This window comes from Streptomyces sp. NPDC101118 (assembly GCF_044759445.1).
In the GTDB taxonomy this organism is placed as follows: Bacteria; Actinomycetota; Actinomycetes; order Streptomycetales; family Streptomycetaceae; genus Streptomyces.
This window is the reverse complement of the sequence record NZ_JBIVZG010000003.1, coordinates 232,846-254,001: the sequence shown is the minus strand read 5'-3', so window position 1 is coordinate 254,001 and position 21,156 is coordinate 232,846. Positions and strand designations below refer to the sequence as shown.

Sequence of the window (21,156 nt, the reverse complement as noted above, 5' to 3'; positions counted from 1 at the left end):
CACGGGCTGGGTGTGGCCCCACCGGGGGCGGCACCCAGCCGTCGGGTCACTGACCGCGGACCCCGCAGAGGTGCAGCAGCGCCGCCACCCCGCGGTACGGGTCCACGCGTCCGGCGCGGTCCTCGGCGGCCAGCAGCCGCTCCAGCTCCTCCGCGGCCGGGAGTTCCACCTCGTTGCCGACCGTGTCCGTGAAGACCCGCACCCCGTACCAGGCGTGCAGCGGCGCGCCGATGCCGGACAGGGTGGAGGTGAGGGCGTCCAGCCGGTCGGCCCGTACGGGCAGGCCCAGCCGGTTCGTGTACGCGTCGGTGTCGAAGGCCGCCAGGGCTCCCGCCCAGTCGCCGCTCAGCCCCGGCCGCATGGCCAGCGCGTCGGCGTTGCGGACCAGCAGCGAGAGCAGGCCGCCGGGGGCCAGCATCCGGGCCAGTGCCGCCAGCATGGCGTCGGGCTCGGGGACGTACATCAGCACCCCGTGGCAGAGCACCACGTCGAAGCTGCCGGGCAGGAAGTGCGCGCCGGTCTCGCGGCCGTCGCCCTCCATGAAGCGGACCCGCTCCCGGATGCCGGCGGGCTCGCCGGCCAGGGCGTCCCTGGCCACCTGGAGCATGCCGGGGTCGGACTCGAGTCCGGTGACCTTGTGGCCGGCCCGGGCGAGCCGCAGGGCCTGGGTGCCCTGGCCCATGCCGACGTCGAGGATCCGCAGCCGCTGCCCGACCGGGTAGCGGGCGGTGATCTGCTCCTCGACCTGGCGGGCGACCAGCTCCTGGCGGACGGTGTTGCGCAGGCCGTTGAGGCCGGCCAGCCAGGCGTCGGCGCCGCCACTGAAACCGGACGGGCGGACGGGCGGACGCGGAGCCGCGCCGACGGCCGCCGCAGCGGTGGCCGGAGCCGTGGCCGGGGGGCCCGGCTGGGCCGGGACCGTGGTCCCGGCCGGTGCGGCTACCGCCTCGTCGGCCGTACTCAGGGCCGCTCTCCGCGCTTGACCTGCGGCTTCGGCAGGCGCAGGCGACGCATCTGGAGGGTGCGCATCAGGCCGTACGGGACCGCGCCGCGCTTCGGCTCGTCCGGGAAGCGCTGGTTCAGGGCCTTGCGGAGGCGGAAGACCAGGCCGATCGAGTCGACGATGATCAGCGCGATGACCGCGAGCCACAGCAGCAGCGCGACGTTCTGGATGGCCGGCTGACGGATCATGCTCAGCACCAGGATGATCACCGCCAGCGGCAGGAACATCTCGGCGACCGAGTAGCGGGAGTCCACGTAGTCGCGGACGAAGCGCCGCACGGGGCCCTTGTCGCGTGCGGGGAGGTAACGCTCGTCGCCGGAGGCGAGGGCTTCGCGCTGGCGCGACAGCTCCGCGCGGCGACGCTCGCGTGCCCGCTTCGCGTCCTCCTTGCGGTTTCCGGTCGAGGCCACGACCGCCTTGCGCTGCGACTGGGCCACGGCGCGCTTGGGCGTCGGGCGGCCCTTGGGCGCCTGCGGGTCACGGGGCTGCTTGGAGAGGTCGTCGCTCACCTTGTCGGTGGCGGACGCCTTCTCATCCTTGGAGGAACGGCTACCAAACACAGAACCCAAGGGTACGGGGTGTGCGGCATGGACCCCACCCCGCCGGGGAACGATCCGGCAACGACGGGCGTCTACCCCGGTGCCGGGTCCTGGTGTCACCTACTCCTCAGGCCGGACGTCCGCCGAGCGCAGTCGTCCTGGAGGAGGAGCACATCCGGGCTCGAACAGTGCGGTAATGGAGGCAGGGCCCGTACTGTGGGTGATGTCGGAGTCCTGGACCTGAAGTCGTCAGAAGGGGGCGCGCGAAGCCCATGAGCGGTGTCATGAAGCGTATGGGGATGATCTTCCGCGCGAAGGCGAACAAAGCCCTTGACCGGGCCGAGGACCCGCGCGAAACCCTCGACTACTCGTACCAGAAGCAGCTGGAGCTGCTCCAGAAGGTGCGCCGGGGCGTCGCGGACGTCGCGACCTCCCGCAAGCGCCTCGAACTCCAGCTCAACCAGCTCCAGGGGCAGTCCGCCAAGCTGGAGGACCAGGGCCGCAAGGCACTCGCCCTGGGCCGCGAGGACCTGGCGCGCGAGGCGCTGTCCCGCCGCGCCTCCCTCCAGCAGCAGGTCTCCGACCTGGAGGTGCAGCACCAGACCCTGCAGGGCGAGGAGGAAAAGCTGACGCTGGCGGCGCAGCGCCTCCAGGCCAAGGTGGACGCCTTCCGCACGAAGAAGGAGACCATCAAGGCCACCTACACCGCGGCCCAGGCGCAGACCCGGATCGCGGAGTCCTTCTCCGGCATCTCCGAGGAGATGAGCGACGTCGGCCTCGCGATCCAGCGCGCCGAGGACCGCACCGCGCAGCTCCAGGCCCGCGCCGGCGCGATCGACGAGCTGCTGGCCTCGGGCGCGCTCGACGACCAGAGCGGGCTGGGCGGCAAGGACGACATCCAGGCCGAGCTCGACCGCCTCTCCGGCGGTACGGACGTGGAGCTCGAGCTCCAGCGGATGAAGGCCGAGCTGGCGGGCGGCTCCGCGCCGAAGCCCGCCATCGAGGGCGGCGCCGCCGACCCGTCGCAGCAGTCGCACTCCCAGCACCGGTTCGACAAGCAGTAGGACAGGGGCCCGTCATGATTGTCCGCATCATGGGGGAAGGCCAGGTCAGGCTGGACGACAGCCACGTCGCCGAGCTGAACGGGCTGGACGACGAGCTGCTCAAGGAGATGGAGGGCGGCGACGAGGTCGGCTTCCGCCGGACCCTGTGCGCCCTGCTGGACAAGGTGCGGGAGCTGGGGACCCCCCTGCCGGACGACGCCCTGGAGCCGTCGGAGCTGATCCTGCCGTCGCCGGACTCGTCCCTGGACGAGGTGCGGCAGATGCTGAGCGACGACGGCCTGATCCCGGGCTGACTCCGCGCGGAGAGTACGTACGACGGCCCGGCCGGGCTCTCATCCCGGCCGGGCCGTCTCCTTCTCCGGGGTGGGCGCACCGCCGATCCAGTCCTGGATCTTGCGCCGGGGCACGGCCCAGCGCCTGTCGTGGCGGTACGCCCGCAGGCCGGCCTTCGCCCGCGCCTTCGGGCGCTTCGCGTAGAACCGCTTGGCGTACGGGGAGCCGGGCCGGGCCAGCCGGATCGCGCCGATCAACGCCACGAACGGGATGAGGACGCCCACCAGGGCGGTGCGCGGCTTGCCCTTCCAGAGGGCGACGAGGGCGAGGAAGAAGTTGGTGGCGGTGTTGATGACGACCAGGCCCCGGTTGCTCCGCTCGTCGGCCGTCAGTTCGTTCACGCCGAACGGCAGGAAGCCGCCGAGGACCAGGGCCACGAGGGCGGCGGTGAGGACCACGATCTCCACGCTCTTGCGGCCCTGCTCGCTCCAGTAGACGTCGTCGAGGTGGAGGATCAGCGCGAACTCGTCGAGCACGAGGCCCGCGCCGAGGCCGAAGAGGACGGCGGAGAGCAGCGCCCCGAAGCTGTGGTGGGCGCTGCCGATGGCACCGAATCCGCCGATGATCACGAGGACCACGCCGGGCACGACGTGGTGGACGTGCATCCCGCCGGGGGTGACGTTGCGGAAGGGGCCCTTGCCGGCCCGGATCATCCGCGTGATCGTCCGGGTCACCAGGAAGGACATCACGAAGGAGACCAGCGCGAGCAGCATGGGGAGCTTGCCCGGCTCGACGATGTTCCGGTACCACCAGTGACCCATACCACCAGCTCCCGATTCGGCACTTATGAGGCAATTTACCTGCCGGGCCACCGGGTAGCGTTCGCGCGATGAGCCAAACACCGCCCGCCGGGCCCGCCACGCTCGCCGACGGCGTGCGCTTCGCCTTCGGCACCCTCACCGTGCTGCCCGCCCGGCTCACCCGCTGGGACCGCCCGGCCGCCCGCGCCGGCATGCTCTGCGCACCGCTGGCGGGGCTGGCGGTGGGGCTGCTCGCGGCGGCTCTGGGCACGGGGCTGCTGCTCGCCGGGGCCGGGCCGCTGCTCGCCGCGGTGGCCACGGCCGCCGTGCCGGCGGTCCTGACGCGCGGGCTGCACCTGGACGGGCTGGCCGACACCGCGGACGGGCTGGGCAGCGGGAAGCCGGCCGAGGACGCCTTGCGGATCATGAAGCAGTCCGACATCGGGCCGTTCGGCGTGATCACCCTGGTGCTGGTGCTGTTCGCGCAGGTCGCGGCCCTCGCCGAGCTGTACGGGCAGGGCTGGGCCCGCGGTGCGCTCGCCGCCGTGGCAGCCGCCGCGGCCGCCCGGCTCGCCCTCACCCTCGCGTCACGGGCCGGGGTGCCGGCGGCCCGGCCGGAAGGACTGGGCGCCGCGGTCGCCGGCGTGGTTTCGCGGGGGGCTGCCCTGGCCGTGGTGGCCGTCGTCGCGACGGCCTGTGCCGCCGCGGCGCTGCCGCTCGGTCCGGCCGCGGTGGCACGGCAGCTGGTCGCGGTCCTGGCCGCGCTGGCCGTGTCCGAACTGCTGCTGCGCCGCTGTGTCGCCCGCTTCGGCGGGGTCACGGGTGACGTGTTCGGCGCCCTGTCCGAAACCGCCGCCACCACCGCTCTCGTGGTCCTGACCCTGGGCTGACCGGCGCGTCCCCGCCTTCCGCGGCCTCCGCTGTCTCCGCTGCCTCTGCGGCGGGCACCCCGGCTTCGGGAGCCGGGACGGCAGGAGCCACGGCCGTGGGAGGCGGTACGGAAGAAGCCACGGCCGCCGGTGCCAGAGCGGCAGGAGCACCGGCCACCGGAGCCGGAACGGCCGGGGTTCCGGCCGGGGCCGGGTCCTCCCAATAGTCCCGGCCGCCGAAGCGCAGTACCTCGTCCACCCGGTCGCGCTCCGGCGACCCCTTGGGCACGACCTTCGCGATCCGGCACTCCAGGGCGATCGCCCGCGCGGCCCTCCCGGGGTGGTCCACGGGGTCCGCGCGCAGGCAGAGCCGCAGGTACGAGACCAGCAGGCCGGGATCGTCCGCGGCGAGTTCGAGCCCCTTGCGGTACGCCAGCTCCGCCTCGGCGTCATGGCCGCCGTCGCGCTCGTCCTCGGCCGCGTGGGCCAGGCCCAGCCAGCGGTAGAGCACGGGGTCGGGCCCCCGGTCGGCGAGTCCCGAGCCGGCCGTGCGCCGTACGTCCTCGAAGGCGCCCGCCGCGAAGAGGACGGCGCAGCGCGCGGCGTGGTCGTGGTCCTGTTCCTGCACCTGCTGCACCTGTCGTGTCACGTTTCCCACCGGGTCGCTGAACGTGCGAACACTGTCCGGTCGGCCGTCCGGCCAGTCAACGCCGTGCAGGTCACGATTCAGCAGGTCCGACGCCATGCGTCGAGCTCGTACCGCTTCAGCAGGGAGCTGAGGCCGAGGGCGCGGGAGCGGTCGCAGAAGCGGTCCACGGGGAGCTCGTACTCGGCGTGGAAGACGGCCTTCCCGGCCTTCACGAAGGGGGTCAGCCGCTCGCACTCGGCGTACTCCGCGCACTGTTCGTTCACCGCGAAGTCGAAGTCGCCGACCAGCTCGGGGATCTGGTCCAGGTCGTTCTTCAGGCCCACGGCCAGGCCCCGCTCGTGGGCGAGCCGGGCGATCATGCGGTTGAAGCGGAGCTGGTCGGCGGCGGTCAGGGGGAAGCCCGTGCGGTTGCGGTAGCCGTCGGTGTTGTCGGGCTCCACGGCGTCGAAGCCCTTGTCACGGCACATGTCGAGCCGCTCGGCCAGCAGCGGTTCCAGCCGGGCGGTGGCCCGGATGTCGAGCCACCGCTCGCCCTCCCAGCCGTTGCCCTCGCCGAGCAGCCCCTCGGGGAAGTCGCCGGCGTCGGGCCGGAACTCCTCCCAGGCGCCGGCCGACAGGTAGCAGACCGCCTTGCGGCCCTTCCGGTGCAGGGCCTCCACCTGCGCGGCCGTGGTCGTGAAGCCGTCCACGTCGTAGACCTCGGCGTCGACGGAGAGGTCGAGCCGGCCGCTGAGCTGCCACTGCCAGGTGAGTCCGGGGCGGGGCCGCCACCGTTCGGCGGTCGCCTCCCCGGAGCCGCCCCGCGCGGCGGGCGGCGCGGACGGGGCACAGGCGACGGCCAGCAGCACCGGTACGACGGCCCGGAGCAGGCGCCTCATCCGACCGCCCCGAGACCCTGCGGCAGCCCGGCCCAGGGGTGGGCGCCGGCGCCCGGCACCGCGCAGTGCACGGCGGCCCCGCGCCGGCGGGCCAGCTCGGCGGCCGGGGCTCCCGGCGGCACCCCGTACACCAGGTGGCAGAACCGCTCGGGCGGGTGCGCGCCGGTCCACTCCGGCACCTCGACGGCCTGGTAGGCGTCCCAGGGGCCCTCGAACGTCACCAGTACGTCGGCGAGTTCGGCGTACCCGGGGTGCGGGTGGGCGCCGTGGTTGAGGACCAGGGTGTGCGCGCCGGCGGCCCGGGCGGCGACCGACAGCCGCCGGTAGTGGGGCAGGAACTCCCCCTCGGCGGCTGCCTGGTCGAGGAAGGCGCCGTCGGCCCCGTACCAGTCGCGGTAGCGCAGCAGGTCCTGGACGACGGCCCCGTGGCGGCGCCGGCCGTAGTCGGTGTCGACGTAGCCGAGGACCGGCACGCCCGCGTCCTTGAGCCGGTGGCAGACGGCCAGGAACCTTTCGTCGGCGCGCGTGCCCGGCCCGCTGGCCGGGTTGAGCACGACGGCGCGCAGCAGATCCGCGGCGCGGATCAGGGCCTCCCAGTCCTCGGGCCGGTCGGCGGGGTGCTCGTAGAGCGGCACCAGCAGCATGTCGTCCTTCCGGATCTTCTATCGGTGGGCGGTGGCCCGGCTCAGCAGTACGCAGACCAGCACGGCCAGCACCGCCGCCGCGGCCCCCGCCACCGCGAGCTGCACCAGCCGGGGCTGTCCCGCGCCGGTCAGCAGGGCCACGCTCTGGACGGCGGCCGCCGCCCCGCACACCCCGGCCGCCGCCCGCACCGCGCCGAAGGACTGCAGCAGCAGCCCGGTCCACATCACGGCGCCGAGCAGCAGCAGGGTGGCCAGCCGGGGCACGTCGAGCCCCGGCGCCCCGGGCCACAGCAGCGTCCCCGCGACCCCCAGCGCGAGCAGCACCGCGAGGTAGGCGGACAGGCACTCGGCCAGGGTCACGAGCATCGCCCGCCAGAAGGCGCCCGGCGTCCCCGCCGCCCGCAGCCCGGCCAGGCTCCCGCTGCGGAACCGGTGCAGCAGCCACTCGGCCGGGCCCATGCTGAGGGTGAGCGCCACGGCGGAGGGCGCGGCGACCGCTTCGGCCGGGCCCCCGGCGAGCACCTCGCCCAGCGCCGCGTACAGCACCAGCAGCCCGGTGCCCAGGCCGAACACCCCGAAGGGCACCGAGTCCGCGAGCCGCGGCCCCCGGGGCACCCGGTCCTCCTCCGCGCCCCGCAGCATCCTCCAGTGGACGGGATCGCGCTCGGCCCGGGCGGCCGCCCACCCGCGGATCCTGGCCCGGAGCGCCCGTACCCCCTCGGCGACCGGCAGTTCCCGGACGGCCAGTGCACAGGCGGCGGCCAGCGACGCGGCCAGCAGCCCGACCCGGACGGGCACCGGCATGCCGACGGCCAACGCCACCACGGAGCCCGCGGCCATCGGGAGCAGGGCGTAGAGCAGCACCCGCTCCCGGCCGAGCACCAGCAGCACGGTCGCGGCACCGACGTACACGGCCTGGCCGGCGGCGAAGGCCACGCAGAAGACGGGCCCCGGCACGGCGACCGCGGCGGCGGTGCCGAGCAGCGCCCCGACGGGGGCGCCGAGCATCAGGGTGCGCCCGGCGGCGGCGCGGTCGCCCAGGCCCAGCCAGGAGTACGCGCGGTGCGACAGGGTCTGGTCCCACACCCAGCCGATCAGCGCCCCGGCCAGCAGCGTGAGGGTGCCGGCCGGCAGTCCGAGCCGGTCCGGTGGGCCTTCCAGCAGCGGGGCGCCCAGCAGGTAGGCGAGGCCGGGCAGGGCGAAGACGATGCCCCGGAGCAGACAGGCCGTCAGGGAGACCCGCCAGGGGTCGGGTGCCCCGCCGTCCGGCTCGTCGAACTTCCGCGGCACCCGCGCGTACAGGTCCTCGGCCAGGGAGAAGGAGTCCTGCCGCCCGTAGGAGAGCCGGATGTGTTCGTCCGTCATCCCGTCCGACTCCAGCAGGGCGGCGATCTCGTCCGGGTGGACGGCGCCGGCGATGTGCGGGGACAGCCGGTCGGCCAGTTCGTCCATGGGGTCGTCGGCGAGCGGTCCCGAACGGCGCGGGCGGGGGATCGTCAGCGCCAGGGTGTCGTCGCCCGAGCGGGCTCCCGGCGTCAGCCACAGCGGTCCGCTCACCACAGGCTCCCGTCCGCCGCGAGCTCGCGGTACCAGGGGTCGGCCGTGCGGGGCGACCAGTCGCCCGCCAGGTCGGCGTGCAGGTGCGGCACGGGCTGTGCGGCCAGTTCGCGGTAGATGTGCCGGAAGCCGTCCACCGACTGGTGCAGGGTGAACTTCTCGACGACGCGGCGGCGGGAGGCGCGGCCGAGTTCGGCGCGGCGGGCGTCGTCGCGCAGCAGGGCGAGGGTGGCCCGGGCCATCAGCTCCGGTTCGCGGGGCGGGACGACCAGGCCGGTGTCGCCGACGGCCTCGCGGACCCCGCCCACGTCGGTGGAGACGGTGGTCCGGCCGCAGGACATGGCTTCGATGATGCTGAAGGGGAAGCCCTCGCTGATGCTGGAGAGCATCACGACGCTGCCGGCCGCGTAGGCCTTGGCGACCTCGCTGATCCGGCCCTCGTAGCTGATGCCGTCGCTGACGCCGAGCTGGGCGGCGACCTTCTCCAGGTGCAGCTGGTAGTCCTCACCGCCGGCCGGGACCGGGCCGAAGAGGCGCAGGCGGAGCGCGGGGAGTTCGGCGCGCATCAGGGCGTAGGCGCGGATCAGGGTCTCCAGGTCCTTGATGGGGTCGATCCGGCCGCACCAGCTGAGGGTGGGGACCTCGGGCTCGGGGCCGGCCTCGGGGAAGCGGTGCGGGTCGACGCCGTTGTATACGGTGCGGATGCGGTCGGCGGGGGCGCCGCCGCGCTCCTCCCAGCGGCGGTTGTACTGGTTGCACGGGGTGATCAGGTCGGCCTGGCGGTAGCCCTCGGAGTTCAGCTCGCGGTAGAAGCCGAGCATCAGGGCCTTGACCGGGTAGCGCTGGGCCTGGCTGCGGTAGCCGAGGTAGCGCTCGCGCAGGTAGATGCCGTGTTCGGTGAGGAGGAAGGGGACGCCGTCCAGCCGCTGGGCGGCGAGGGCGGGGAGGGTGGCCAGGCCGCTGCTGACGGCGTGCGCGACGCAGTCGTCCGGGATGCGCACGGCCAGCGGGCGCAGGGCGTGTTCCAGCAGGTCGTTGGCGGTGAGGGCGTCGTGGAGGGTGGGACGGGAGCCGGACACCGGCAGGTCGGGGCGGGTCCAGACGGCCATCAGGGTGCGCAGGACCGCTTCCGAGCGCAGTGCGGTGGAGAGGCGTCCGGTGCGGGCGAGCGCGGCGAGGTCGTAGAGGGCGGCGGAGAACTCGTCCGGGGCGGGCGGGCCCAGGAGGGAGAGCACGAAGCGTTCGTACGTCTCGGCGAAGCGGCGGTGTACGCGGCCGCGCAGGACGGTGCGCGCCGACCGGCCGGGCGCGGGTCCCCAGAGGGGGACGGCCGTGTGCCGGTAGACGTTGCGCGGCAGTTCCCAGGTGACGGGTTCGCGGCCGGTGCCGGTGAGGGCGACGACGTTGAAGTCGACCTCCGGCATGCCGCGGACCAGCTGGTCGCACCACGTGCTGACGCCGCCGTGGACGTGCGGGTACGTGCCTTCGGTGAGCATGGTGACGTGGCGCCCATGGCTCATGCGGTTGGTCCCCCCAGGACTCGAAGGCGCCGGCGCCCCGGATGCGGGTGCGCCGGCGAGGTGGTGCGGTCGGTGGTGTGCGTCGTGCGGCCGGTCCTGCCGGCCGGACTCAGCTGGGCAGCTTGAGCGTGACCGCGGACTGCAGGAGCTCCGGCGCGGTCCACGCGGACCGGTTGCCGGCGTAGGCGGTTCCCCAGGCGCCCGTGCCGAGCATCAGCTGCTTGCGGGTGCCCTCGGGCGCGGTGACCGGGGCGCTGACGCCGGAGGGCGCCTTGACGGTGACGGTGGTGCCGATGCGGTAGGCGGTGACCTTGCCGTCCGCGAGGGCCTTGTCCCAGGCGGCGCGGCGGGTGAACTCGGTGCCGGTGTCGCGCTGGCGCGGGTTGACCAGCGGGGTACTGGCGGCGAACAGCCCCTGGTAGGTGGTCAGGATCTCGTCCAGCACGGGGTAGAGGATGCGGTCCTCGGCCAGGTTGGACTGGTGGACGTAGTGCGGCCGCGGGTCGTTGGCGAGGACGTGCCGCAGGGCGGTGCGCGCCTCCTGCGGGACGATGTACTCGGCGTACCCGGTGGCGGTGTCCAGCGGCTCGGGCAGGCAGGTGGAGGCCGGGTTGGACTCGCAGATGCCGCTGCCGCCGTCGGCGGCGCTGGTGTAGATCCAGTTGTACTCGTCGGCCATCTCGGCGGCCGTGCCCGTGTTGTAGTACACGTTCATCGGGTGGCGCGGGACGGTCAGCGCGTTGCCGACGGCGCGCTGCTGGGGCTCGCGGGAGTTGTCGCTGGCGATCCAGCGGACCCCGTTGTCGGCGAGCGCGCCGGCGAGGTTGGGGTTGTCGACGGGCTGCTGTGGGAGCGTCTTCAGGCCCGAGTGCTCGCCGGTGACCAGCTCGGTGCGGTCGACGGAGATGCCCTTGCCCACCGCCCAGTTGTGGTTGTCGCGGATCTGCGCGGAGATCTCGGAGCGGCTCATCCACTGGGTGGTGCCGTTGGCGGCGGTGGCGCACTTCCACGGCACGGCGGAGACGTCCTGGACGCAGCCGAGGAAGGGGTGCGTGAACGTGTGGTTGATCCAGCGGTACTTGGCCCGGTCGGCGACCAGCTGCGCGGCCATGGCGTCGGTGCCGCCGTTCTCCGCCTTCCACTCCTCCCCCGCGCCGGCGTTGTAGACCATGTCGAGGGTGAAGCCGCGGGCCTGCTGCCACTGCGCCGCGTACTGGGCGTCGGCGGCCGTCATCCGGATCGTCGAGCCCTCGCTCTCGCCGCCCGCGCAGTCGTAGTCGCCGGGCGTGCAGTCGAGCTCCTTGTTCCACCGGGCGTCCGGCGCGAAGACGTCGTCGACGTGCACGGAGAGGTAGTTCCGGGACTGGCCGAGGTGCACGCCCCGGGTGAGCCAGTCGACGATGCCCCGGGCCAGCAGCCGGTACTGCCGCTGGTACTGGTTGTAGCCGAAGGTGACGACCAGTTCGCTGCGGCCGTCGTGGGTGTACTCGCCGACCAGCGAGGCCCGGCCGCCGCCGGCCACCGGCATCTCGACATAACTGGTGTAGCCCGGGCGGGGCTTGCCGGCGAAGCCGTAGCTCTCCGGAATGAGGCCCGAGTTGTCCTCGAAGGTCACCTGACCTGCGAGGTAGCCGAACGGGCCCGCGCGCCCGGCGTCGGTGAGCGCCGCCTGGACCCCGTCGAGCTGGCCGGAGTAGCCCCCGTTGTCGGTGTACTCCAGGCCCACGCCCGGGTGGGCCCAGGTGTACGCGTCGACCTGGCGGATGCCGTACGCCGCCTCGTAGGCGGTCAGGGCGGCCATCTCGGCGCTGCCCGCGCCGAACGGGTCCTCGTTCGGCAGGACGACGCCCTGGTACTTGGCGCGCGGCCGCCCGTCGACGGTGTCGGCGAGGAAGGCGGCGTCGATCACCGGGCGGCCGGGGCTGCCCAGCTCGACGGTCGTGTACGGCACGCCCGTGTCCCGCAGCTCGCTGGTCACGGCGTCGACCGCGCTGCCCCCGTCGTCCACCACCAGCACTTTGAGGTCGATCCGCGGTGTCACGGCGGCCGTCGCCGTGACCGCGGGCACTGCCACCGACACCAGCGCCGCCGCCACGCACACGGCAGCCGTCCGGTTCATCCGGTTCCTGTGGACCATCGTGGCCTTTCCCCCCGCAGCAGCCCCCACCACCGGCCCTGACGGAGGCCGTACGGGTGAGGCTCTGTGGAAATCATGCAAAGGAACCTCGCGTCCCCTTGCGAGAGTGGGTCGAGTCTCGCGGACCTCATCAGTCCCGAGCGGCAAACCCGGAGCAGTGACCACAGATGGGTGAACCCGGGGACCTTCCGGTCGAACAACCTGACCAACGGCGGAGTGGCGTGCGGACGAGTGCGTGCGCGTAGGCTCATTTCTGGCGGCGGACGGCCCGGAATACGATCGCCGAGCATGGCCGACCACCCCCTCGGCCCATACGACAAAAACGGAAGCGAGACCTCACCACCGTGACTGCTCTGACTCTCAGCACTGCCGGCGCGGCGACGCTGCGCGCCGACGCCCTCGTCATCGGCGTCGCGAAGGGCGCCAAGGGCCCCGTCGTCGCCCCCGGCGCCGAGGCCGTGGACAAGGCGTTCGACGGCAAGCTCGCCGCCGTTCTCGACGCCCTGGGCGCCGGCGGCGCCGAGGGCGAGGTCACCAAGCTCCCGGCGCCCGCCGGGCTCAAGGTCCCGGTCGTGATCGCCGTCGGCCTCGGCTCGGAGCCGGAGAAGGACGAGTCCTTCGACGAGGAGGCCCTGCGCCGCGCCGCCGGTGCCGCGGCCCGCGCGCTGCACGGCGCCAAGAAGGCCGCCTTCGCGCTGCCGCTCGAGGACGCCTCGGCCGTCACCGCCGTGGCGGAGGGCGCGCTGCTGGGCGCGTACGCCTTCACCGCGTACCAGGGCGGCGACAAGAAGGACGGCAAGAACGGCAAGCAGCCGCTCGCCGAGGTCGCCCTGCTCGGCGCGAAGCCGCGTGACAAGGAGCACAAGGCCGCGATCGAGCGCGCCAAGATCGTCGCGACCGAGGTGAACATCGCCCGCGACCTGATCAACACCCCGCCGAACGACCTCACCCCCGAGGCCTTCGCCGCCGTCGCCCAGGCCACCGCCAAGGAGATCGGCCTGAAGGTCCAGGTGCTCGACGAGAAGGCCCTGACCAAGGGCGGCTACGGCGGCATCATGGGCGTCGGCAAGGGCTCCGAGAACCCGCCGCGCCTGGTGAAGATCTCCTACACCCACCCGAAGGCGGAGAAGTCCCTGGCCTTCGTCGGCAAGGGCATCACCTACGACTCGGGCGGCATCTCCCTGAAGCCGGCCGGCCACAACGAGACGATGAAGTGCGACATGTCCGGCGCCGCCGCCGTGTTCGCCGCCGTGGTCGCCGCCGCGAAGCTGGGCCTCCAGGTCAACGTGACCGGCTGGCTGGCGCTCGCCGAGAACATGCCCTCCGGCTCCGCCACCCGCCCCGGTGACGTGCTGCGCATGTACAGCGGCAAGACCGTCGAGGTCCTCAACACGGACGCCGAGGGCCGCCTGGTCCTGGGCGACGCGCTGACCCGCGCCTCCGAGGAGAACCCGGACGCGATCGTCGACGTGGCGACCCTGACCGGCGCCATGGTGCTGGCGCTGGGCGACCGCACCTTCGGCATCATGTCGAACGACGACGCCTTCCGGACCTCGATCCACGAGATCGCCGAGGAGGTCGGCGAGGCCTCCTGGCCGATGCCGCTCCCCGCCGACCTGCGCAAGACCATGGACTCCCCCACCGCGGACATCGCCAACATGGGCGTCCGCATGGGCGGCGGCCTGGTGGCCGGCCTCTTCCTCCAGGAGTTCGTGGGCGAGGGCATCACCTGGGCGCACCTCGACATCGCGGGCCCCGCCTTCCACGAGGGCGCCCCGTACGGCTACACCCCCAAGGGCGGCACCGGATCCGCGGTCCGCACCCTGGTCCGGCTGGCCGAGCGCACCGCCACCGGCGACCTGGGCTGACCGGGCCGTCCGGTTTGATCCGGTCCGTACGGCCCCTGACCGCCCTCGGTCCGGGGCCGTACGGCTGTGTTCACTCTCAACGAAATCCGCAGCCGCCTACGGGTCGGTAACCCCCGTGGGCTGCATCACGGACTTGCCACACCCCGGGCCCGGCGTCCCGCGTTCCCTCGACAAATGCGAAGATGGGTTCTCGGCAGGACAGGGCCCCACCACAGGGGCCGAAGAAAAGCGGCCGAACACCAGCCGCCGCCCGGTCACAGGAGACCGGCGCCCGGCGCACATGCATGGAGGACGTGACGTGGCGAACGACGCCAGCACCGTTTTCGACCTAGTGATCCTCGGCGGTGGCAGTGGCGGTTACGCCGCGGCCCTGCGCGCCTCGCAGCTGGGTCTGGACGTTGCCCTGATCGAGAAGAACAAGCTCGGCGGCACCTGCCTGCACAACGGCTGCATCCCCACTAAGGCTCTGCTGCACGCGGGCGAGGTCGCGGACCAGGCCCGCGAGGCCGGCCAGTTCGGTGTCAAGACCTCCTTCGAGGGCATCGACATCGCCGGTGTCCACAAGTACAAGGACGAGGTCATCTCGGGCCTGTACAAGGGCCTGCAGGGCCTGGTCGCCTCCCGCAAGGTGACGTACATCGAGGGCGAGGGCCGCCTGTCCTCCCCGACGTCCGTCGACGTCAACGGCCAGCGCATCCAGGGCCGCCACGTCCTCCTGGCGACCGGCTCCGTGCCGCGCTCGCTGCCGGGCCTGGAGATCGACGGCAACCGCATCATCTCCTCGGACCACGCGCTCGTGCTGGACCGCGTCCCCGAGTCCGCGATCATCCTGGGCGGCGGCGTCATCGGCGTCGAGTTCGCCTCGGCGTGGAAGTCCTTCGGCACCGACGTCACCGTCATCGAGGGCCTGAAGCACCTCGTCCCGGTCGAGGACGAGAACAGCTCCAAGCTGCTGGAGCGCGCGTTCCGCAAGCGCGGCATCAAGTTCAACCTCGGCACCTTCTTCGAGAAGGCCGAGTACACCGAGAACGGCGTGCGCGTCACGCTGGCCGACGGCAAGACCTTCGAGGCCGAGGTGCTGCTGGTCGCCATCGGCCGCGGCCCGGTCTCCCAGGGCCTTGGCTACGAGGAGCAGGGCGTCGCGATGGACCGCGGCTACGTCCTGGTCGACGAGTACATGCAGACCAACGTGCCGACCATCTCGGCCGTCGGTGACCTCGTCCCGACCCTGCAGCTCGCGCACGTCGGCTTCGCCGAGGGCATCCTGGTCGCGGAGCGTCTGGCCGGTCTGAAGACCGTCCCGATCGACTACGACGGCGTGCCGCGCGTCACGTACTGCCACCCCGAGGTCGCTTCCGTCGGCATCACCGAGGCCAAGGCCAAGGAGATCTACGGTGCGGACAAGGTCGTCGCCCTCAAGTACAACCTGGCGGGCAACGGCAAGAGCAAGATCCTGAAGACCGCGGGCGAGATCAAGCTCGTCCAGGTCAAGGACGGTGCCGTGGTCGGCGTCCACATGGTCGGTGACCGGATGGGCGAGCAGGTCGGCGAGGCCCAGCTGATCTACAACTGGGAGGCTCTGCCGGCCGAGGTCGCGCAGCTCATCCACGCGCACCCCACGCAGAACGAGGCTCTCGGCGAGGCCCACCTGGCGCTCGCGGGCAAGCCCCTGCACTCCCACGACTAATCACAGTCACCGGGCGCGACGACCACTTCCGCACATCCGTTAGGAGCAACTGAAACCATGGCGGTTTCCGTAACCCTTCCGGCGCTCGGCGAGAGCGTCACAGAGGGCACTGTCACCCGCTGGCTGAAGGCCGAGGGCGAGCGCGTCGAGGCCGACGAGCCGCTGCTCGAGGTGTCGACCGACAAGGTCGACACCGAGATCCCGGCCCCGGCTTCGGGCATCCTGGCCTCCATCAAGGTCGCCGAGGACGAGACCGTCGAGGTCGGCGCCGAGCTGGCCATCATCGACGACGGCACCGGCGCTCCGGCCGCTGCCCCCGCCCCGGCGGCCGCCGAGGCGCCCGCCGAGGCCCCCGCCGCCGCTCCGGCCCCCGTGGCCGAGGCTCCGGCCGCCCCGGCCCCGGCCGCCGAGGCCCCTGCCGCGGCTCCCGCGGCGGGCGGTGCCACCGGCACCGACGTCGTGCTGCCCGCCCTGGGCGAGTCCGTCACCGAGGGCACCGTCACCCGCTGGCTGAAGCAGGTCGGCGAGTCCGTCGAGGCCGACGAGCCGCTGCTCGAGGTCTCGACCGACAAGGTCGACACCGAGATCCCGGCGCCGGTTTCCGGCACCCTGCTGGAGATCCTGGTCGGCGAGGACGAGACCGCCGAGGTCGGCGCCCGTCTCGCCGTCATCGGCGCCGCGGGTGCGGCCCCGGCCGCCGCCCCGGCCCCGGCCGCCCCGGCTCCGGCCGCCGCCCCGGCTCCGGCTGCTGCTCCGGCTCCGGCTCCGGCCGCCCCCGTGGCCGCTCCGGCTCCGGCCGCGCCGGCCGCCCCGGTCGCCGCTCCGGCTCCGGTCCAGGCCGCCGCCCCGGTCGCCGCCCCGGCTCCGGTCACCCCGGCCCCGGCCGCTCCCGCCGCCGTCTCCGGCGACGAGGGCGCGTACGTGACCCCGCTGGTCCGCAAGCTGGCCTCGGAGTCCGGCGTCAACCTGGCGACCGTCACGGGCACCGGTGTCGGTGGCCGCATCCGCAAGCAGGACGTCATCGCCGCCGCGGAGGCCGCCAAGGCCGCCGCTCCGGCTCCGGCCGCTGCCGCCGCCCCGGCCGCCGCCGCCAAGGCCCCGGCCCTGGAGACGTCCCCGCTGCGCGGTCAGACGGTCAAGATGACCCGCATGCGCAAGGTCATCGGCGACAACATGATGAAGGCCCTGCACTCGCAGGCGCAGCTGACCTCCGTGGTCGAGGTGGACATCACCAAGATCATGAAGCTGCGCGGCAAGGCCAAGGACTCGTTCCTGGCCCGCGAGGGCGTCAAGCTCTCCCCGATGCCGTTCTTCGTCAAGGCCGCTGCCCAGGCGCTGAAGGCCCACCCGGTCGTCAACGCCCGGATCAACGAGGACGAGGGCACCATCACCTACTTCGACTCGGAGAACATCGGCATCGCCGTGGACTCCGAGAAGGGCCTGATGACCCCGGTCATCAAGGGTGCGGGCGACCTCAACCTGGCCGGCATCTCCAAGGCGACCGCCGACCTGGCCGGCAAGGTCCGCAGCAACAAGATCACCCCGGACGAGCTGTCCGGCGCCACCTTCACGATCAGCAACACCGGCTCGCGCGGTGCGCTGTTCGACACGGTCATCGTGCCGCCGAACCAGGTCGCGATCCTGGGCATCGGCGCCACCGTCAAGCGTCCCGTGGTCATCAACCACCCGGACCTGGGCGAGACCATCGCCGTGCGCGACATGACCTACCTGTCGCTCTCCTACGACCACCGTCTGGTGGACGGCGCGGACGCCGCCCGCTACCTGACGGCCGTCAAGGCGATCCTGGAGGCCGGCGAGTTCGAGGTCGAGCTCGGCCTGTAACAGGGGACTTGTAACGAGCCTCACCGTCGGGGGCCCCCCCCCCCCCCCCCCGGCGGGGGGGCGGGGGGGGGGGGGCCGGCCGCAGGTGCCCGCGGCGCCCCCGCGCTTTTGCGGTGGGGGGGGGGGGGGTTTTTGTGGGGGTCGCGGCGGCTCTATCTGTGTTCGGGGGGGCGGGCCCCCCCCCCCCCCCGCCCCCCCCCCCCCCGCCCCCCCGGGGGGGGGCCCCCGCCGCCGTATTGTCTACGCACGAAGGCCCTGTCGACCCACAGGAGATGAATCCCAGATGATCACCCCACCCGTGGTGCACTCGCTGCGCGAGCAGATCCGCGAGCACATCGTGGAGGGGATCGTCAGCGGCCGCTGGAAGCCCGGCGAGCGCATCGTGGAGCGCCGGATCGCGGTCGAGCTGGAGGTCAGCCAGACCCCGGTGCGCGAGGCCCTGCGCGAGCTGGAGACGCTGCGGCTGATCGAGTCGGCGCCCAACAAGGGCGTCCGGGTGCGGAACCTGTCGGCGGCCGACCTGGAGGAGATCTACCCCGTCCGGGCCGGCCTGGAGCAGATCGCCGCAGAGCTGGCGGCCCCCACCCTGGCGACCGACACCTCGGCCCTGGAGCCGCACGTGGCCGCCCTGCGGGAGGCCGACCGGCTCTCGGACGGCACGGCCCAGGTGCGGCACACGGTGGCCTTCCACCGCGAGATGGTGCGGGCGGCCGGGAACAGCGTCCTGCTGCACACCTGGGAGAGCCTGGGCATCGAGGTGTTCACCGCGCTGTCGATCCGCTGGCTCGGCACCGTGCAGAAGTCGTACGCCGAGGAGCACGAGGCTCTGGTCGAGGCCTTCCGAAGGAGGGACCCCGAGATCGGCGTACTGGTGAAGCACCACGTGCTCGGATGTGCACCCAGCGCCTGACTTGTCCCATTTTGAGATGGCATTCCGTGCCCAAATTTACGGCACGGAGTGCCAACTTTTGTGTAATGACCATTTTTTCGTCAGATTCCTTTGATCGATCATCGATCAGGGACTTACAGTCTTCCGCGGGCCACAACCAGGCCCATCGGCCCTGTCCTGCCAGTCAGGGAACAGTTCTTCACCCCCTCCCACGTACCGGAAGGCGGCGCACACCGATGTCCGACCCCGTAGGAAAGCTTCCGAGCGAGCTCGACCAGCTCCCGGACCGCGACACCGAAGAGACCGCCGAATGGGCGGCCTCCCTGGATGCCGTCGCCAAGGCCGCCGGTACGCACCGCGCCGAATACCTGATGCGCCGTACGCTCCAGCACGCCGAGGCCGCCGGGCTCGCCCTGCCGAAGCTCCTGGAGACGGACTACGTCAACACCATCCCCACCGCCGCGGAGCCCGAGTTCCCCGGTGACCTGGAGATGGAGTCCCGCATCACCGCCTGGAACCGCTGGAACGCGGCCGCCATGGTGACCCGCGGCTCGAAGTACGGCGTCGGCGGCCACATCGCCACCTTCGCCTCCGCCGCCTGGCTCTACGAGACCGGCTTCCAGCACTTCTTCCGGGGCAAGGAGGCCGACGGCTCGGGCGACCAGCTGTACGTCCAGGGCCACGCCTCCCCCGGCGTCTACGCCCGCGCCTTCCTCGACGGGCGCATCAGCGAGCAGCAGCTCGACAACTTCCGGCAGGAGTCCGGCGGCAACGGCCTGCCCTCCTACCCGCACCCGCGCCGGCTGCCCTGGCTGTGGGAGTTCCCCACGGTCTCCATGGGCCTCGGCCCCCTCTCCGCGATCTACCAGGCGCGCTTCAACCGCTACCTGGAGAACCGGAAGATCAAGGACACCTCCAACTCGCACGTCTGGGCCTTCCTGGGCGACGGCGAGATGGACGAGCCCGAGTCGACCGCGGCCCTCGCGCTCGCGGCCCGTGAGGGTCTCGACAACCTGACCTTCGTCATCAACTGCAACCTGCAGCGCCTCGACGGCCCGGTCCGCGCCAACTTCCGCGTGGTCCAGGAGCTGGAGGGTGCCTTCCGCGGTGCCGGCTGGAACGTCGTCAAGACGCTCTGGGGCTCGGCCTGGGACGAGCTGTTCCAGCTCGACACCACGGGCGCGCTGGTCCGCCGCCTCCGCGAGGTGCCGGACGCGCAGTTCCAGACGTACGCCACCCGCGACGTGGCCTACATCCGCGAGCACTTCTTCGGCGTCAACCCGGCGCTGGTCCAGCTCGCCGGCGTGCTGACCGACGCGAAGATCGCCGAGTGCTTCCACACCTCGCGCGGCGGCCACGAGCCCCGCAAGGTCTACGCCGCGTACAAGGCCGCCCTGGAGTTCAAGGGCGCGCCGACCGTGATCCTGGCGCAGACGGTCAAGGGCTACACCCTCGGCCCCGGGTTCGAGTCGAAGAACGCGAACCACCAGATGAAGAAGCTGACCATCGACGAGTTCAAGGGCATGCGCGACCTGCTCGGACTCCCGATCCCGGACAGCGCCTTCGCCGACGGCGTGGTCCCCTACGGCCACCCGGGCGCCGACTCCGCCGAGGTCCGCTACCTCCAGGAGCGCCGCGCGGCCCTCGGCGGCCCCGCCCCGGCCCGCCGCGTGCACCAGGTGCCGCTGCCGCAGCCCGCGGACAAGTCGTACGCGCCGCTGCTCAAGGGCTCCGGCAAGCAGGAGATGGCCACCACCATGGCCTTCGTCCGCCTGGTCAAGGACCTGATGCGGGACAAGGAGACCGGCCGCCGCTGGGTGCCGATCGTCCCCGACGAGGCCCGCACCTTCGGCATGGAGTCGCTGTTCCCGTCCGCGGGCATCTACTCGCCGCTGGGCCAGACGTACGAGCCGGTCGACCGCGACCAGCTGATGTACTACAAGGAGGCCAAGGACGGCCAGATCCTCAACGAGGGGATCACCGAGGCCGGCGCCATGGCCGACTTCATCGCCGCCGCCACGTCGTACGCGACGCACGGCGAGACGATGATCCCGTTCTACATCTTCTACTCGATGTTCGGCTGGCAGCGGACCGGCGACCAGATGTGGCAGCTCGCCGACCAGCTCGGCAAGGGCTTCATCGTGGGCGCCACGGCCGGCCGTACGACGCTGACCGGTGAGGGCCTCCAGCACGCCGACGGCCACTCGCACCTGATCGCGGCCACCAACCCGGCCTCGCTCAACTACGACCCGGCCTTCGCGTACGAGATCGCGGTGATCGTCAAGGACGGTCTGGAGCGGATGTACGGGGAGAACCCCGAGGACGTCTTCTACTACCTGACGGTCTACAACGAGCCGAAGCCCCAGCCCGCGATGCCCGAGGGCGTCGAGGAGGGCATCGTCAAGGGCCTCTACCGCTTCAACACGGCGGCGGACCTCGGCGAGGCGGCCCCGGCCGCGGACGCCCCGAAGATCCAGCTGATGGCCTCGGGTACGGCCATCCACTGGATCCTGGAGGCCCAGAAGCTGCTGGCCGCCGACTGGAACGTGGCCGCCGACGTGTGGTCCGCCACCTCCTGGGGCGAGCTGCGCCGCGACGCGCTGGAGTGCGACGAGGCGCTGCTGCGCGGCGAGGAGCGCACCCCGTACGTGACCCGTGCGCTGGAGGGCGTCACCAGCCCGGTGCTGGCGGTCTCCGACTGGATGCGCCAGGTGCCGGACCAGATCAGCCAGTGGGTCCCGCAGGACTACACCTCGCTGGGCACGGACGGCTTCGGTCTCTCCGACACCCGTGAGGGCGCCCGTCGCCACTTCGGCGTCGACCCGCAGTCCATCGTGGTCGCCGCCCTGGCCCAGCTCGCCCGCCGCGGCGAGGTCCCGGCCTCGGCGGTCAAGGAGGCGCGGGAGCGCTACGGCCTGTAGGACGGCCCGCCCGTGA

General features: G+C 72.7%; 17 protein-coding genes. 8 read left to right on the top strand and 9 right to left on the bottom strand.

Annotation, left to right across the window (positions count from 1 at the left end):
• Positions 1-46: 46 nt before the first annotated feature.
• Positions 47-802, bottom strand: a complete 756-nt coding sequence (locus ACIQUQ_RS07085) for a class I SAM-dependent methyltransferase (protein WP_403972879.1) — start codon at positions 800-802, stop codon at positions 47-49.
• A 158-nt stretch (positions 803-960) separates the two neighbouring features.
• The gene (locus ACIQUQ_RS07080) at positions 961-1,572 is read right to left on the bottom strand and encodes a DUF3043 domain-containing protein (RefSeq protein ID WP_399939590.1); all 612 of its coding nucleotides are present in this window, start codon (positions 1,570-1,572) and stop codon (positions 961-963) included.
• Positions 1,573-1,814: 242 nt separating this feature from the next.
• Here ACIQUQ_RS07080 and ACIQUQ_RS07075 point away from each other — a divergent pair, with 242 nt between their 5' ends.
• Positions 1,815-2,606: a PspA/IM30 family protein gene (locus ACIQUQ_RS07075; RefSeq protein ID WP_399939587.1), complete on the top strand. Its 792-nt coding sequence runs from the start codon at positions 1,815-1,817 to the stop codon at positions 2,604-2,606.
• Between the two features lie 14 nt (positions 2,607-2,620).
• Complete coding sequence (locus ACIQUQ_RS07070; protein ID WP_403972213.1) at positions 2,621-2,899, top strand: hypothetical protein; 279 nt, start codon at positions 2,621-2,623, stop codon at positions 2,897-2,899.
• Positions 2,900-2,938: 39 nt separating this feature from the next.
• Here the strand turns inward: ACIQUQ_RS07070 and ACIQUQ_RS07065 are convergent, their stop codons facing one another.
• Positions 2,939-3,700, bottom strand: a complete 762-nt coding sequence (locus tag ACIQUQ_RS07065; RefSeq protein WP_403972211.1) for a hypothetical protein — start codon at positions 3,698-3,700, stop codon at positions 2,939-2,941.
• A 68-nt stretch (positions 3,701-3,768) separates the two neighbouring features.
• On the opposite strand from ACIQUQ_RS07065, the gene ACIQUQ_RS07060 reads away from it, so the two are divergent.
• The gene (locus tag ACIQUQ_RS07060) at positions 3,769-4,569 is read left to right on the top strand and encodes an adenosylcobinamide-GDP ribazoletransferase (RefSeq protein WP_403972209.1); all 801 of its coding nucleotides are present in this window, start codon (positions 3,769-3,771) and stop codon (positions 4,567-4,569) included.
• On the opposite strand, the gene ACIQUQ_RS07055 is transcribed toward ACIQUQ_RS07060, so the two are convergent.
• The 6 genes from ACIQUQ_RS07055 to ACIQUQ_RS07030 all read right to left on the bottom strand — a co-directional run bounded on the left by ACIQUQ_RS07055 (position 4,496) and on the right by ACIQUQ_RS07030 (position 11,933).
• Positions 4,496-5,197 carry a hypothetical protein gene (locus ACIQUQ_RS07055; RefSeq protein ID WP_403972207.1) on the bottom strand — a complete coding sequence of 234 codons (702 nt, stop codon included), beginning with the start codon at positions 5,195-5,197 and terminating at the stop codon, positions 4,496-4,498. The two genes, ACIQUQ_RS07060 and ACIQUQ_RS07055, sit on opposite strands and share 74 nt — an antisense overlap.
• A gap of 77 nt (positions 5,198-5,274) precedes the next feature.
• On the bottom strand, positions 5,275-6,075 hold the full coding sequence (locus ACIQUQ_RS07050; protein WP_403972205.1) for an endo alpha-1,4 polygalactosaminidase: 801 nt from the start codon (positions 6,073-6,075) through the stop codon (positions 5,275-5,277).
• A complete protein-coding gene (locus tag ACIQUQ_RS07045) occupies positions 6,072-6,719 on the bottom strand; it encodes a spherulation-specific family 4 protein (protein ID WP_403972203.1) in 648 nt (215 codons plus the stop codon). The genes ACIQUQ_RS07050 and ACIQUQ_RS07045 overlap by 4 nt, the downstream gene beginning before the upstream one ends.
• 18 nt (positions 6,720-6,737) lie before the next feature.
• Positions 6,738-8,276 carry a hypothetical protein gene (locus ACIQUQ_RS07040; protein WP_403972201.1) on the bottom strand — a complete coding sequence of 513 codons (1,539 nt, stop codon included), beginning with the start codon at positions 8,274-8,276 and terminating at the stop codon, positions 6,738-6,740.
• Positions 8,273-9,796 carry a GT4 family glycosyltransferase PelF gene (pelF, locus tag ACIQUQ_RS07035; RefSeq protein WP_403972199.1) on the bottom strand — a complete coding sequence of 508 codons (1,524 nt, stop codon included), beginning with the start codon at positions 9,794-9,796 and terminating at the stop codon, positions 8,273-8,275. Before pelF ends, ACIQUQ_RS07040 begins: the two co-directional genes overlap by 4 nt.
• A 109-nt stretch (positions 9,797-9,905) precedes the next feature.
• On the bottom strand, positions 9,906-11,933 hold the full coding sequence (locus ACIQUQ_RS07030) for a hypothetical protein (RefSeq protein ID WP_403972197.1): 2,028 nt from the start codon (positions 11,931-11,933) through the stop codon (positions 9,906-9,908).
• Positions 11,934-12,277: 344 nt separating this feature from the next.
• Here ACIQUQ_RS07030 and ACIQUQ_RS07025 point away from each other — a divergent pair, with 344 nt between their 5' ends.
• The 5 genes from ACIQUQ_RS07025 to aceE all read left to right on the top strand — a co-directional run bounded on the left by ACIQUQ_RS07025 (position 12,278) and on the right by aceE (position 21,140).
• Entirely contained in the window at positions 12,278-13,801 is a 1,524-nt protein-coding gene (locus ACIQUQ_RS07025) for a leucyl aminopeptidase (protein WP_403972195.1), read from the top strand.
• A gap of 298 nt (positions 13,802-14,099) precedes the next feature.
• The gene (gene lpdA / locus ACIQUQ_RS07020; RefSeq protein ID WP_399939560.1) at positions 14,100-15,488 is read left to right on the top strand and encodes a dihydrolipoyl dehydrogenase; all 1,389 of its coding nucleotides are present in this window, start codon (positions 14,100-14,102) and stop codon (positions 15,486-15,488) included.
• A 57-nt stretch (positions 15,489-15,545) separates the two neighbouring features.
• Entirely contained in the window at positions 15,546-17,330 is a 1,785-nt protein-coding gene (sucB, locus tag ACIQUQ_RS07015; protein ID WP_403972193.1) for a 2-oxoglutarate dehydrogenase, E2 component, dihydrolipoamide succinyltransferase, read from the top strand.
• Between the two features lie 286 nt (positions 17,331-17,616).
• Positions 17,617-18,240 (top strand): GntR family transcriptional regulator, encoded by a 624-nt coding sequence (locus ACIQUQ_RS07010; RefSeq protein WP_399940513.1) that lies wholly within the window; start codon positions 17,617-17,619, stop codon positions 18,238-18,240.
• 215 nt (positions 18,241-18,455) lie between these two features.
• Positions 18,456-21,140, top strand: coding sequence for a pyruvate dehydrogenase (acetyl-transferring), homodimeric type (gene aceE / locus ACIQUQ_RS07005; RefSeq protein WP_403972191.1), 2,685 nt, complete (start codon positions 18,456-18,458; stop codon positions 21,138-21,140).
• The last annotated feature ends 16 nt before the right edge of the window (positions 21,141-21,156 follow it).

Excerpts from the sequence above, each read along its gene's own strand:
- ACIQUQ_RS07075 (WP_399939587.1), top strand. The coding sequence starts at position 1,815 with ATGAGCGGTGTCATGAAGCGTATGGGGATGATCTTCCGCGCGAAGGCG.
- ACIQUQ_RS07070 (WP_403972213.1), top strand. The coding sequence starts at position 2,621 with ATGATTGTCCGCATCATGGGGGAAGGCCAGGTCAGGCTGGACGACAGC.
- ACIQUQ_RS07065 (WP_403972211.1), bottom strand. The coding sequence starts at position 3,700 with ATGGGTCACTGGTGGTACCGGAACATCGTCGAGCCGGGCAAGCTCCCC.
- ACIQUQ_RS07060 (WP_403972209.1), top strand. The coding sequence starts at position 3,769 with ATGAGCCAAACACCGCCCGCCGGGCCCGCCACGCTCGCCGACGGCGTG.
- ACIQUQ_RS07050 (WP_403972205.1), bottom strand. The coding sequence starts at position 6,075 with ATGAGGCGCCTGCTCCGGGCCGTCGTACCGGTGCTGCTGGCCGTCGCC.
- ACIQUQ_RS07045 (WP_403972203.1), bottom strand. The coding sequence starts at position 6,719 with ATGCTGCTGGTGCCGCTCTACGAGCACCCCGCCGACCGGCCCGAGGAC.
- pelF (WP_403972199.1), bottom strand. The coding sequence starts at position 9,796 with ATGAGCCATGGGCGCCACGTCACCATGCTCACCGAAGGCACGTACCCG.
- ACIQUQ_RS07030 (WP_403972197.1), bottom strand. The coding sequence starts at position 11,933 with ATGGTCCACAGGAACCGGATGAACCGGACGGCTGCCGTGTGCGTGGCG.
- sucB (WP_403972193.1), top strand. The coding sequence starts at position 15,546 with ATGGCGGTTTCCGTAACCCTTCCGGCGCTCGGCGAGAGCGTCACAGAG.
- aceE (WP_403972191.1), top strand. The coding sequence starts at position 18,456 with ATGTCCGACCCCGTAGGAAAGCTTCCGAGCGAGCTCGACCAGCTCCCG.